Raw genomic sequence first — 13440 nt, 5'->3', positions numbered from 1 at the left:
CCGGTTCCGATCAAAGCGCGCTCGCCTTGATCTTGGAAAATCCCGCGGGATTCTTTTCGGGCTTGGTGGTGTAGCGGCGCACGCCGATGGAGCCTTCGGTGAAGCTCTCGTCATCGAGTTGGATCTTCGGAGCCGCCATGTCGTCCACGAAGACACGGATCGTTTTCCCCTTCGCCTCGATGCGGATGTCATGGGGGCGCGAGGCGTCGATGTCCATCGGCACAACCTTGAGGGCGGTCCACTTTTGGTCGGCTTTCCCGAGGGTGATCTCGTTTTTCTCCGCGCTGATCCCGGCATAGTAACCGCGATACGCGTCGGCGCCGATGGAGGCGTCCGATACCCGGAAGATCAGGCCCGCGTCGCCCGTGTCGTTGATGGAGACCGTGGCCTGATAGGCGAGATCCTTGAAAACCGCCGCAGGGGCGACCGCCTTCACCCCCGCCAGACCGTGGCTGCCGGAGTGGGCGTTCGATGCGGAATGGAACACGCCGTCACGCACGAACCAACCGCCGCCGTAGAGGATCCAGTCCTTGAAGTCGCCGTCCTTGAAATCATCCGCGAAGCTGCCGGGGTGTGCGGCGGGCTTGCCGATGACGGGAAAGCTGGTGACGCGCAGCATGCCCGCGCCGAAAGGAACAAGAGTGATTTTCTCCTCCGCCGCATCACTCGCCACAGGGCTGACGGGTGGATCGTTCGCGACCAGTCCGCCGGCGGCGATCGTCCAGCCCGGGACCTTTTTCGCCTTGGTCACGAGCTTCACCGGTGTCTCGCCACGGTGGAACGGATGCTTGGGCATCTTGCCGGTCTCCACCGCGAAAGCGTCCGGGGTGGGGGAGACAAGCCCGTAGTTCCAGGATGACTCGGGATGGAGCTCATACGACTCGAAGCCCGGCAGCGGGGCGTTTGCATAATTCTCCCGGCGCTCGGTGACGCCGTAGGAAAAGACCAGCGGCCCCCTGGTGACGGAGGCGCTGTGGTTCACGCCTTGATGGACCTGCGGCAGCATGGGGAGCGTGAGTTTCACCTCGTCGCCCGCTTGCCAAGTGCGGCGGATGACCGCGAAACTTCCTGCGGCCGGGGCGGGCTGTGATTCTCCGTTCACACTGATGGAGGCTTTTTCACACCATCCCGGGATGCGCAGGGAAAGGGGGAAGGCGCTTTCCTCCGCCGCCTTGATTTTGAGAGTGATCGTCTCGCCGAAGGGATAGTCCGTTTCTTCTGAAATGGTGACCTGGGATTTCCCCGCGGTGGTGGTCACTTCGCTGGGGCCGTAGGCGAGGACCGCCAGTCCGCCATCCGCTGTCGCCGCCCACGAGTTCTGCACGAACTTCGGCCAGCCTTGGTGGAAGTTGTAACAGCAGCACGGGAAACCGGAAACGTGGGACGGCGTGGAGCCGTTCCCGTAGTCCTGGTTGTATCCCTTGCCACCGCGGATGGCGGCCACGTTGTTCGGGATGCAGTAGTAGACGTGCTGGTGGATGTCCGGCGAGAGCGAGCCGGGCAGCGCGTTGTAGGCCATGCGCTCCAGACTGTCCCCGGCCGCCGCGTTGCCCAGCACCCGCAGTACCGTCACGTCGCTGAGCATGCGCTCCACCACCGAACACAGCTCGATGCCCTGCGTGGTGGACGGGCCGGCGAGGAACTCGGTGCCGGAATTGATCCCCACCGCAAGGCCGTGGTCCCTGTCGAGATTCGCCAGTCCGGCGGCGTAGGCGTTCCGGTCGGCTGCGGAGTTCGAGCGTTGCGAGTAGACGGCGGGCATCTTGAGGGCTTCCGGCACGTTCACGTTGTGCTTGGTTTGGAAATCGTCGCCGAACTCCATGAAGCGGTTGTTCGTGAAGATGTCCGTCCATGGGTAGGCCTGCTTCGCGAGCTTGTCGGCGAGTGTGAGCAGGAACGGATCCCCGGTGCGGTTGTAGAGCCAGAAAATCGTGTCGATCTCATCCCCGGCGCGGGCTTTCCCCCAGTCCTTCAGCGGACGCGCGTCGATGGCTCCATGCATGTGGCGGAAGTATTTCGTGAGGAACGGGATCACGCGTGCGTCGCCGGTCGCCTCTTGGAAATCCCGCAGCAGATAGTTCACCACCATGCGCGGCCACCAGTCGTCGTTGGATGGAGGGCCGTAGAAGCCATCGTCACGCTGGCCGGCGAGGATGGCGTCCGTCCAGGTGCGGGCGCGCTTCTGGAGGTCTTCGTCGCCCAGGGTCCAGGCGAGGGGGATGAGTCCCTTGAGATAATACGGTCCTTTTTCCCAGTCCTCGCCTTTTCCGCCGAGCCACGCGCTGTCGGACTTCGCCGCGTCCAGCAGTTCATGGGCGTGGCCGGTCAGTCCGTCGCGCTGGAGTTCCAGTTCGTTGCGCAGCCAGCCCGCGGGTTTCACGCTGCCGAGAGGAAGCGCGGTGAACTTCGCCTCCGCCAGCGGGGCCTTGTTAGGAAATGCCGGAGTCACGGGAGCGGCGGCCAGTGAGGCGGTGAAAATCAGGGGCAGGGAAAAGAGGCTGACGTTTGAAAAGTTCATGACGAAAAAGGCTAATGCGCAGAATCGGTATGCGCTTCCGCCAATTCAAGAGCTAACCTTCGATCCACCCGAACGGGTCGGTCTGGTCGGGCTGCAATCCCGAAGACCGCATGATCGCCTCCTGCTCCAACGGCGCACCGGGGTAGCCGCTCAGGATGCATTCGGTGAAATAGGCGCGGAGAAACGCCCGGATGCCGCCCAAGCGCTCGTACTGCGCGGTATGGACGCACTCGTGGGCGATGAGGCGGCGGTCACGCCAATGGCGCGAGCGGACATAGATGCCATAGCGCAGGGAAAGCCCCACGGTGTGCGGGGAAACGGAGGGAATCCAGCGGGCGGCGGTTCTGACCCACACGCCATTCAGCACCGTGATGTCATCGGTTTTCAACAGACGGATTTTTTCCGGATGTCTGACCCCCATCCGTGCCGCGTCCGCGATTTCCCCGGCGGAAAGCGGCACGCCCAGACGCAGGATCCTCCTTTCGTGCCACGCGACCCAGCCGGACGCGACGGGCAGGACGAGCGGAAGCAGGCGCACCATCAGACTCATGCCGGAACATGACACGTCGTCTGGTTCCGTCCACGCATGAAACGGAACGGGAAGCCGCCGGAATCACGATGGGTCGGGTTGGGAAAAGGTTTTCGATTGACAGCTACCTTGCGACGCAAGATAGGTATTCGCAATGGCTGATCCGAAACCAGAATCCGGGTTCTCGAAGGAATTGTTCGAGAACTGGACCGTGCAGATGCGCAAGGGGGTGCTGGACCTTTGCATCCTGCAGGCGCTGGCGGGAGCCGAGTGGTATGGCTACGCCCTGGTGAAAGCGCTGGTCGCGGTGCCGGGCGTGGGCGTGGCGGAGGGTTCCATTTACCCGTTGCTTTCGCGGCTCAAGCGCCAAGGGCTGGTGACGACCCGGCTGGAGGAATCGTCGGAAGGTCCGGCCCGGAAATACTACTCGGCCACCGCCGAGGGCAAGGCCTTGGCGAAGGAGATGGAACTCTACTTCGCGGAGATGCTGCGCGGAGTGGGTGGCTTGCAGGCGGGCGTGGATTTCACGGCGGCTTCATCAAAAAATCATGGATCGCAGGAAAACTCGGGAGCGGAAAGAGGCTGAACTCAAATCAATTTCATCATGAAAAACTGGACGACACAGGCGGAGCAGCGGCTCACGGAATATCTCGACGAACGGGCGAGGCGTGAAGGGCTGTATCTGGAAGATGCTTCGGAGCTCAAGGAGGACCTGCGATGCCACATTTACGAAGAGGCCGAGCAGTCTCCCGCCGGGACCATCGGCCTGATGCATCTGGAAAACATCATCGGGCGTCTGGACGCGGGATACCGGCCCGCGCCTGATCCGCAGGCATCGCTTCCCAAGCAACCGAAACGCGGCGGCTTCTGGAACTGGACCTTCGGTGTGGTCATGCCGTTGGTCGTTCTAGGCCTGGAATTGCTGACCTCAATGTGTGGCAGCCTGATATTCAATCCGGTGGCGACGTGGTGGCATGCGGCATGGATCGCCCTGGTCCCGGTCCTGAACATCTGGCTGATGCGGCCGCGCGGCGGAAATAAAACGCGTGGCGCGGCGGCGGGATTCGTGCTGTTCACCGCGTTGTTTTACGGATTGTTGTTCCTTCCGTTGAGTCCTTTCGCGCTGGTTGGCGTGCTGTATCTGGGGTTCGGTATCATTCCCCTGACGCCGGTCCTTGCAGCGGTGATGACGTGGAGGATCGGCCGGGCCGCGAGGCGCGATGCCGCGGAACCCGTCCGGTTTCGATCCGGCTGGCGGACCGGTGCGCTGGCGGCGCTGCTGGTGATTGTCTCGTTGGAAGGTCCGGCGCTGTGGACCCGCGTCAATCTGGCTGACATCGGGAAGGACTCCATTTCTTCCGAAGCCGGCATCGGGCGGCTTCGCGCCTTTCACTCGGAACGCACGTTGCTGATGGCGTGCTACGAAGGAAATCGCGGAGTGGGAGCCGGCACCGACATCTCGGGGTGGATCTGCCGTCTTCCTTTCTTTTTAAGCGGAGGATTCGACGAAAGAGGAGCCTGGGGAACGAATTCGGAAACCACGCGTGACGCGTTTTTCCGGATCACGGGCAAGCCGTTCAATTCCATGAAACCACCCGGGAACCTCCGGGGAATCGCCCTGATGGGGCGGGCCCGGGCGACGGATGAATTCGAGTTCGACGACCACATCGGCGGGGATGACGTGGCTGTCAGGTTGAAAAACCTCAATCTGGCGGAATCCCGTTTCGACGGTCACGTGGATGCGGTCTCGCGGCTGGGCTATGGCGAGTGGACCATGGTTTTCAAAAACGATTCGGCGAACGCTCAGGAAGCCCGGTGCCAGGTGAGGCTGCCTCGCGATGGAAGGGTGTCCCGCCTGACGTTGTGGGTGAATGGTGAGCCACGGGAGGCCGCGTTCAGCACGGTTTCCAAAGTGAAGGCCGCCTACAAGTCCGTCGCCGTCGTCCAGCGGCGCGATCCGGTGCTGGTGAACATGGTGGGTCCGGACACGGTGCTGGTGCAGTGCTTCCCCGTGCCGGCGCATGGCAGCATGAAGATCCGTTTCGGCATCACCGCTCCCTTGGATGGCATCCGTTGGGAGATGCCGTATGTGGTGGAGCGGAATTTCGGACTGAAGGAAAACCTCGAACACGCCGTCTGGCTCCAGGGAGGCGGAACCTTCGATCTGGCCGCTTCCGGCAAGACGCAAGCCGCCGGGCGTGATGGTGAAGGGCATTCGCTCGCGGCTTCCCTCGGGAAGGAAAGCCTCATGGCATCCGGCGTGACGCTGGCCACCGCACCGCTGCCTGAGGATCCCGGAGTCGTGTGGTGCGAGGACCGCTTCGCAAAACCCGGCGGGAGATTTCTAACAAGGGAGCCGGTGACCGTCACCCGTCCGGCGGCTTCGCGGGTGGTGGTGGTCATCGATGGGTCGTCCTCCATGGCGGTCGCGAAGGACTGGCTCGTGAAATCCCTCGGGAAAATCGATCGGGAGAAAGTTTCGCTGATGATTGCCGACGACCGCTCGCGCCGGGTCACCCCGGAGGAACTGGAAAACTACGATTTCACCGGTGGCAGGGACAACGAACCCGCGTTGCGCGAAGGCATACGCCTTGCCAAGGAATCCAACAGTCCGGTGGTCTGGATCCACGGTCCGCAGTCCGTCAGGCTGTCGCAGCCCGAGGCATTGCTCCAACTGCTCGAACGCGGGACGGTCCTGCCGGTGATCCATGATGTGGAGGCCGTGTCCGGGCCCAACCGGCTGGGAGAAGCGTTGTTCCGCTCCGGATGCCTGCACCGTGGCCCGGCATTGGTTTCACCGGAAAAGGATCTGCGGGGGTTCCTCGACGGCTTGCAGACCGAGCGCCGCGAGTTTTCGTGGAACTGGAAGCGCACGGAAACTTCGGAAGGTTTGCCCGGCAGCCGGGTATGGGATCATCTGGCACGCCAGTGGGCCGCCGCCACGGCGGAAAACCCGAAGACGGGGATGGATGACGCCGCGCGTTCGGAGCTTGCCGCAGGATACCAGCTCGTCACACCGGTGTCCGGCGCGGTGGTGCTGGAAACCCAGCAGCAATACAGGGAACACGGACTCACTCCGGTGGACGGCAGCGCGACTCCAAGCATCCCCAGCGTGCCGGAACCTTCGACCGGATTGCTAGTCATCCTGACGACCGCCGCCGCACTCATGAGGAGAAAGAGGGCCGCATGAATCCGTCCGCCCGCAATCATCGTTGGAGGTTGGGGCTCTGGATCCCGGCCCTCGTGGTCGCCGTCATCTTCGCTTTCGGAGCCGCGGTGAGGGTGGATTTCAATGATCCGTCCGTGCACTTTTCCGAAGCGGTGGCGAGCGTCCGTTGGGAGCGGGCGCTGCCGGACCGCCGGGGGAGCGAGTTCCAACTCGTCTTCGCCGCCGCGGTCATCGGGGTGGTTTTTCATTCAATCCATCATTCGTGGCGGGTGCGTCTTGGCGTGATGGCGGGTGCGTTTCTCGTGCCCGTTCTCACCATCGGCCCGGTGATATTGTACGCGCCGGTGGTCGCTCCGCGGATGATCTACGATATGGTGGCGGGAAATGTGGATGGTGAGTTCTACTGCGAGGGCATGGCGATGATCGCCGCCGTAGGACTGTGGATGTCGGTCTGTCTGGTTTTCGTGGCGAGGGAGATATGGCTATGGCGTAAGGAAGCGAAGTCCGGTGCCGGACCATGAATCCTGAACAGGTTGGAAATGTATCTTCTCCCTTCTGAAATCCTCCTGTCCCTCTATCTGTTGATACCCGTAGCCATCGTGGCATTCCACTGGCGGAATGCGGTGGGTTGGGTGTGGTCCAGCGTGGCATGTGCCGCATTGTCCTGGCTGTTTTCCAATACCGCCATGTTCCTTTATCCTCCCGACAACGGCCTTGCCAATTTTGTGACTTTCGTGATGGGCTGGTTCTGGATGTTGCCGCCTCTGTGGCTGCTGTTGTCCGTGGATTCAATCATCCAGAGGATATGGATGAGGTCGAGCAGGCTCCCGCTCAGGCGGCATCTGGGCGGAGTGGTTTTCCGTCATGTGTCGATCATCTCCCTGGTGATCATGTCATGGGGCATGCTGGGCTGGATGAGCCGGGACCGCGCCGTGGTGGAAGCCGGCAGGGAGTTGTCGGAGCGTGGTTATCAAATCGTGGGACCGGAAGAGGCGGTGTTTTCCAAAGGCCGCTGGATCGTCCGCTATCCGGAAAGCGACTTTGGGGAAATCTGCCTGACCCGTAACGGACGCATGGCATGGATCGGCGGCCCGGGTTGACCCATGCCACCTCCGGAGCATGCGCGAAAAAAGCCGTCCCCGCGGACGGGGACGGCTTTTCGAAAGACCGGAAGAAACGCCTCAGGCAAGCGCCTGAAGCTTCGCCTTGAGCTGGTCCTTGGTGACGCTGGCTCCGACGATCTGGTCCTTCACCTCGCCGTTCTTGAAGAACAGGAGAAGCGGGATCGAGCGCACGTTGTATTTCACCGCAAGCTCGCGGGAGTCATCGACGTTGACCTTGGCCACTTTGGCGACGCCTTCGAGATCGGTGGCGACTTGATCGATGACGGGGCCGATCATTTTGCAAGGGCCGCACCATTCCGCCCAGAAGTCCACGAGGACGGGCAGTTCGGAGTCGATCACTTCGGATTGGAAATTTGCGTCAGTTAGGTTGAGAGCCATGCGGAGAGTCTGGACCAGATTGCCGAAACGTCAAGAGCCGCCCTGCGGGATGCGGGGCGGCTCTTGTGAAGTTTGCTTGTCAATCCGGGAGATCAGCCGAGCGGCAGATTCGCAGCGGAGAAGGCGAGGAAGAGAACCACGCCGGCAAGGAGGATGTTGATGATGGGAAGTGCCATGATGTTGGTGAGGGTGGGTTTCCGGTATTAGAAAAGTTGTCCCCATTCGCCGCCGGTCCATGCATTGGCGGTCATCACCTGCAGGACGAGCACGATGAGGGCGGCGGCGAGGCCGACACCGGAAAGGATGTTGGCGAGGCCTTCGTTTTCTTCGACCTCATCATCGTCATCGCTCGATGAGAGCGTGGAAGCGGATGTCGAGGAGAACGAGGTGCCGAGAGGCTGGGTGGGAGCCTGGAGCTGGACGGTCGCCTTCGGCAGCGCCATCGTCTGCTGCGGGACACCACCGGGACGTGCCGGGCTGGTGGGAGCCGCGGTGGTCGCGAGGCGGATGGTCGGAGCCGGAGCCATCGTCGGGGCACCGGCGGTGCGGAGAGGGATGGTTGGTGCCGGAGCTGGCGGACGTGGTGGGCCGCCGACCGCTGTTGGAGGGCCGCCGACCGCTGTCGGTGGACCGCCTGGTACGGGAGGCTTCACCGGCACCGTGGCGGAAGGAACCGCTGGAGGTGCGTCGGCAGCTTTCAGAGTGACGCGGACGGTTTCCTTTTTAAGGGGCACGCTCGACGTCTGCTTGGACGGAGCTGGTGGTTGGTTTTCGTGTTCGCTCATGCGCTCGCTAGGTTTTTTACTGCTTAGTGCCGCCAGTAAGACAACTCGGCCCCCCCCTGTCAAACCCCCAGCTCGGGAATCGCACGAAAAAATCCGAGCCCCGGATTTTCAATGACATTCACGGGGAAATAAGGGGCATCTCCGGCGGATCCGGCGCGTTGGCACCGATTTTTGATGTTTTTTAGCGCGATTCGTGATTCCTATTTCCGCCGCAACCATGTCCGCAGAAAAGACCGCCATCAGCCCCACCCGTGCCCAGGATTTCCCCGAGTGGTACCAGCAAGTCATCAAAGCCGCCGACCTCGCCGAGAACTCGGAGACACGCGGCTGCATGGTCATCAAGCCGTGGGGCTACGGCATCTGGGAACTCATCCAGCAGCAGCTCGACCGCCGGTTCAAGGCGACCGGGCACCAGAACGCGTATTTCCCGCTGCTCATCCCGCTTGCCTATCTTGAGAAAGAGGCGGAACACGCCGAGGGCTTCGCCACCGAGTGCGCGGTGGTCACGCATCACCGCCTCGAAGCGGTGAAAGATCCGGTCACCGGGAAAACGAAGATGATTCCCTCCGGCGAGCTCGCCGAGCCTTACGTCATCCGTCCCACCTCCGAGACCATCATCGGCGCGGCGTTCGCGCGTTGGGTGGAATCCTACCGGGATCTGCCTCTGCTGATCAACCAGTGGGCGAACGTGATGCGCTGGGAAATGCGGCCACGTCTTTTCCTCCGCACCGCCGAGTTCCTCTGGCAGGAAGGCCACACCGCGCACGAAACCAAGGAGGAGGCCATTGACGAAACCCGCCTGATGCACGGGCAGTATGAGGAATTCCTCCGCGACCACCTCGCCATCCCTGTCATTCCCGGCGAAAAAACCGAGAACGAACGGTTCCCGGGTGCTGACATGACCCTGACCGTCGAGGCGATGGTGCAGGACAAGAAGGCGATCCAAGCGGGCACCTCGCACTACCTCGGGCAGAATTTTTCCAAAGCCCAGAACATCTCCTTCACCGGTCGCGATGGCACGGTACAGCACGCCCACACCACCTCATGGGGTGTTTCCACCCGCATGATCGGCACAATCATCATGGCGCACTCGGACGATGACGGGCTGGTCCTGCCGCCCCGCGTCGCCACCCAGCAGATCGTCATCCTGCCGATCACTCCCAAGGAGGACACCCGCCAGGCCGTGCTCGACGCCTGCCAGGCGCTCGCCTCCACCCTGCGGAACCAGTCCTACCAGGGAGACGCGCTCCGCGTGCATGTCGACACCCGCGACCTGAACGGCGGCGTGAAGAAATGGGAGTGGATCAAGAAAGGCGTGCCGATCCGCATCGAGATCGGCCCCCGTGACATCGAGACCCGCAAGGTCTGCGTGCAGCGGCGTGACCAGGCGGTTTCCGAAAAGCAGTTTTCCGAAAAGGACGAATTCATCCAGCGTGCTTCCGACATCCTGGGCGAGATCCACAACAACCTGCTCGCCCGAGCCACCGCCTTCCGCGATGAGAACATCACGGTTTGTGACGATCTTGAAACATTCCACGCGCATTGGGAAAAGGAAAATCCCGGCTGGCTGTACACCCCATGGGCCGGGACGCCGGAGCAGGAGGAGGTGCTTTCCAAGCAGCACAAGATCACCATCCGCTGCCTGCCCATCGACGGGGTGAAGCTTCCCGCCACCGGCGGCAAGTGCATCCTCACGGGTGGTGAAACCACGGTCCGCGCGCTGTGGGGCCGGAGCTATTGAGCGGAACCCTTCCGATATCCTGAAACAAGGCCGGTTCGTCCGGCCTTGTTTTTTGCGGGATGCGGGGGCGGGGCGGACGATTGGAATTTTCTTCCGGTATCCAACTTGCCGGTGAAAAGCCCGCCCTTTAGCTTGCGCCCATGAACATGCCGAACCCCTATTCTCCGCCGCCGCTCCCTTCCCACCCCGCGACGGACGACATCTCCCGCCAGCTCCAGGGGATCCAATATCCCCTGACGCTTTCCTTCAAGGTGCTCGCGCTCGCCAGCCAGGCGACGGTGACGGACGCCACCGGGCGCACGGTGCTCTACACCAAGCAGAAGATGTTCAAGTTCCGCGAGCACGTGGAAATCTGGACGGACAGCTCGCAGGGCACCCGCCTGGCGGACATCAAGGCGAACAAGGTCATCGACTGGTCCGCACGCTATTACGCGACGGATGCCGCCGGTCGCGAGATCGGCAGCGTGGGACGCCGGGGGTGGCGTTCGATCTGGAAGGCGCACTACGAAACCTTCAACCCGGGGGACGACAATCCGGACTTCTCGATCCAGGAGGAAAACGTCTGGACCAAGGTGGCGGACTCCTTTTTCAGCGACATCCCGATCGTGGGCATGTTCAGCGGCTATCTGTTCCACCCGAGCTTCCTGGCGACGCGGGCCGACGGAACGCCCGCCATGCGGATGACCAAGCAGCCCGCCTTCTGGGAAGGAAAGTTCCGCTTGGACAAGCTGGGTGAAATGACCCCGCGCGAGGAACTGAACCTGTTCCTCTCCTTCATGATGCTCGTCATGCTGGAGCGCCAGCGCGGGTGACCGCCGCGTGTTTTGGCAAACCAGGGAAACGGCGTGAAGTGCGGGCTTCACGCCGTTTTTCGTGTCCGGACGCGGCGTCGGGCCTGTTTGGGAACCGTTGCGTGTGAACGGGGAGGAGATGATTGTGACTTATTTGTCACCATAAACGAGGAGGGGTGATTGTGACCGATCTGTCACCATCGTGCCCTTTGACTGCCTAGGGGGTGCCGGTAGTCATTCGCCGAGTGGGAACGCCTCTGTCGGCGGTGTCACTCGTTCCTCATCTTAAACCTACCATGAAATCAGTCATCAAATCATCATTGCTCGCCATTGCGGGAGCCGGTCTCTTCGCTCTGCCGGCGTCGGGTGCTGTCTCTTTGGAAAATGGAAGTCTTGCCGTCGCTTTCTACCAAGTGATCGGCGGTGTGGTCCAGAACAACACGCTTGTTGTGGACCTCGGCCAAGCGAGTCTCTACCGTGAAAATACCGGCTACAACGTCTCCGTTTCCACGGTGAATCCCGGAATCGCCAACTCGAACATCGGCGGCGCGCTCTCCAATGCGTTCGGTTCGACCTGGGCGGACAGCGGCACCGTGCGCTGGATGGTCGTCGGCGGAGTGGCCGCAGGGCCCACCGGAGTCTCGGGCGACCCGAGCCGGACAAGCTATTTGTCAACCGGCGTGTCCGACTTCAACGTCGGCACCACCTTCCCTTCCGACCTGAGCAGTTCGAACCGCAGCCAGGTGAGCGGCCAGATCACCCAATTTTTTGGCAGCGTGCAGAACGAGACCGCCACTGTCGGAAATGCGGATGCCGCGCAGCTTCCCATCTCGGACGCGTCGTCCATCGATGAGTTCGTGACCGGCGGAGGGTATTTCACCCTCGGCCACGACATCACCCAAACCCTCGGTGCCGGGACCATCGCAAACGGCCCGCATGGTCTTGTTTTTGAAGGTGCGCTGGACATCTACCGCCTGATCAACACCACCACCGGCGCGGATCTGACCGCCAGCTACTCCAATGGGAATGCCGCCGTCGGCAGCCCGCAATACATCGGCACCCTGGCCTTGGACTCCCTTGGCAACCTCAGTGTCATCCCGGAGCCGTCCGCAGCTCTTCTCGGCCTGCTCGGCGTGGTGACTTTCTTCCACCGCCGCCGTTCCGCCTGATCCGACCCCCGCCCTCATCCAAACACCCCAATATTCATCCAATCAGCAACATCATGAAATCCAAAACCGCATTACTCGCCACCGCCGCCACTCTCGCCCTTTTCGGCGCGGCGAATGGTCAGACCGTCATCGACATCACCGGATCCACCGCAGGCCGCTCGACCGTGCACAGCCAGATCCTGTCGCTCCTCGATGCCAACAGGACCTTCGCCTACTACATGGTCAACGGCAGCACCCAAGGCAATGCCGCCAGCGCGGACGGTGTCATTTACAAAGGCAACCTGACCGTCGGTGGCGTCCCGACGGCCGTCATCATCCGTACCTTCTGGGCCGGTTCCGCCTCGGGAGTGGACTATGTTTCCAACCTGACCCCGCTCGACAACAAGCTCATCGCGACCTCGGTCACCGGCACCATCGCAGGTGTCCAGGTCTTCTCCGGCGGCGCGCTCGCCCTCGCACCCGCGAGTGCTGAAACCGTCGCCGAGTTCGGCTTTTCCGACGTGAAGCAATCCGCCACCACCCACCAGAGCAGCCCGCTTGCCGAACAAACGGACATGTTCGTCCTCCCTTTCCGCTGGGTGGCGACCGCCGACGTCGGCATCACCAACATCACCGACCAGATGGTGCGCGCCCACTACACCGCGACCGGTGAGACCAAGAAATCCCTCTTCACCGGCAACCCCGCGCACGAGGGTGAGTTCGTGTATGCCTTCGGCCGTGACGCCGACTCCGGCACCCGTATCACCGCGCTTGCCGAAACCGGCGCGGGATCTTTCGCCTCCGTCAGCCAGTGGCAGCCCGGAACGGTCACCGGAACAGGTGCGGACGTGGCCATCAGTGCGCCGGTGGAAGTGTTCAACAGCGGCTACGCAAGCGGCGGCACTCTCGGCAACGTGCTCAGCGGCACGGGCCTCAATGCGATCGGCTACCTCGGTGCCTCGGATGCGGCCACCTCCATCGGCAATGGCGCTGTCGGACTCAACTTCAACGGAGTTCCCTTCTCCGTCGATAACGTGAAGAACGGCAACTACACCTTCTGGAGCAAATACCAGGCGATCCGCAAGCAAGCTCTCAGCGGAGCTTCCGCCAGCCTGTTCGCCTCGCTCAAGACCGCATTGGTCGCCGCCCCAACGGCTGGCAACGGTTCGACGGTCAAGCTCACGGAGATGAGGGTCACCCGTCAATTCGACGGAGCCGACGTGCTGCCGAAGTAATTCCCGATCACGATCCCGGATA

Annotated in this window: 12 protein-coding genes; 8 read left to right on the top strand and 4 right to left on the bottom strand. The window is 62.2% G+C overall.

Features of this window, described 5'->3' with window-relative positions:
- Positions 1–10: 10 nt before the first annotated feature.
- Positions 11–2518 (bottom strand): beta-L-arabinofuranosidase domain-containing protein, encoded by a 2508-nt coding sequence (locus JIN84_RS06445; RefSeq protein WP_200350213.1) that lies wholly within the window; start codon positions 2516–2518, stop codon positions 11–13.
- A gap of 52 nt (positions 2519–2570) precedes the next feature.
- The gene (locus tag JIN84_RS06440) at positions 2571–3068 is read right to left on the bottom strand and encodes a hypothetical protein (RefSeq protein WP_200350212.1); all 498 of its coding nucleotides are present in this window, start codon (positions 3066–3068) and stop codon (positions 2571–2573) included.
- Between the two features lie 133 nt (positions 3069–3201).
- Between JIN84_RS06440 and JIN84_RS06435 the strand changes: the two genes are divergently transcribed.
- Genes JIN84_RS06435 through JIN84_RS06420 form a run of 4 tightly spaced genes read left to right on the top strand, consistent with a single transcriptional unit; the run spans position 3202 to position 7316 of the window.
- Positions 3202–3633 (top strand): PadR family transcriptional regulator, encoded by a 432-nt coding sequence (locus tag JIN84_RS06435; protein WP_200350211.1) that lies wholly within the window; start codon positions 3202–3204, stop codon positions 3631–3633.
- An 18-nt stretch (positions 3634–3651) separates the two neighbouring features.
- Positions 3652–6237: a VIT domain-containing protein gene (locus tag JIN84_RS06430; RefSeq protein WP_200350210.1), complete on the top strand. Its 2586-nt coding sequence runs from the start codon at positions 3652–3654 to the stop codon at positions 6235–6237.
- A 29-nt stretch (positions 6238–6266) separates the two neighbouring features.
- Positions 6267–6737 (top strand): hypothetical protein, encoded by a 471-nt coding sequence (locus tag JIN84_RS06425; protein ID WP_200350209.1) that lies wholly within the window; start codon positions 6267–6269, stop codon positions 6735–6737.
- An 18-nt stretch (positions 6738–6755) separates the two neighbouring features.
- Positions 6756–7316, top strand: a complete 561-nt coding sequence (locus tag JIN84_RS06420; RefSeq protein WP_200350208.1) for a hypothetical protein — start codon at positions 6756–6758, stop codon at positions 7314–7316.
- Positions 7317–7397: 81 nt separating this feature from the next.
- On the opposite strand, the gene trxA is transcribed toward JIN84_RS06420, so the two are convergent.
- Positions 7398–7718, bottom strand: coding sequence for a thioredoxin (trxA, locus tag JIN84_RS06415; RefSeq protein ID WP_200350207.1), 321 nt, complete (start codon positions 7716–7718; stop codon positions 7398–7400).
- Between the two features lie 203 nt (positions 7719–7921).
- Complete coding sequence (locus JIN84_RS06410; protein ID WP_200350206.1) at positions 7922–8503, bottom strand: hypothetical protein; 582 nt, start codon at positions 8501–8503, stop codon at positions 7922–7924.
- A gap of 217 nt (positions 8504–8720) precedes the next feature.
- Here JIN84_RS06410 and proS point away from each other — a divergent pair, with 217 nt between their 5' ends.
- From proS to JIN84_RS06390, 4 genes are all read left to right on the top strand, one after another.
- Complete coding sequence (gene proS, locus JIN84_RS06405; protein WP_200350205.1) at positions 8721–10244, top strand: proline--tRNA ligase; 1524 nt, start codon at positions 8721–8723, stop codon at positions 10242–10244.
- 140 nt (positions 10245–10384) lie between these two features.
- Positions 10385–11056 (top strand): LURP-one-related family protein, encoded by a 672-nt coding sequence (locus tag JIN84_RS06400; RefSeq protein ID WP_200350204.1) that lies wholly within the window; start codon positions 10385–10387, stop codon positions 11054–11056.
- A 275-nt stretch (positions 11057–11331) separates the two neighbouring features.
- A complete protein-coding gene (locus tag JIN84_RS06395; protein ID WP_200350203.1) occupies positions 11332–12204 on the top strand; it encodes a hypothetical protein in 873 nt (290 codons plus the stop codon).
- 53 nt (positions 12205–12257) lie between these two features.
- The gene (locus JIN84_RS06390; RefSeq protein ID WP_200350202.1) at positions 12258–13418 is read left to right on the top strand and encodes a hypothetical protein; all 1161 of its coding nucleotides are present in this window, start codon (positions 12258–12260) and stop codon (positions 13416–13418) included.
- Positions 13419–13440 lie beyond the last annotated feature (22 nt).

It is taken from the genome of Luteolibacter yonseiensis (genome assembly GCF_016595465.1).
Classification (GTDB): domain Bacteria; phylum Verrucomicrobiota; class Verrucomicrobiia; order Verrucomicrobiales; family Akkermansiaceae; genus Luteolibacter; species Luteolibacter yonseiensis.
Note: the sequence above shows the minus strand (reverse complement) of the source record. Positions and strands in the feature narration are given on the sequence as shown.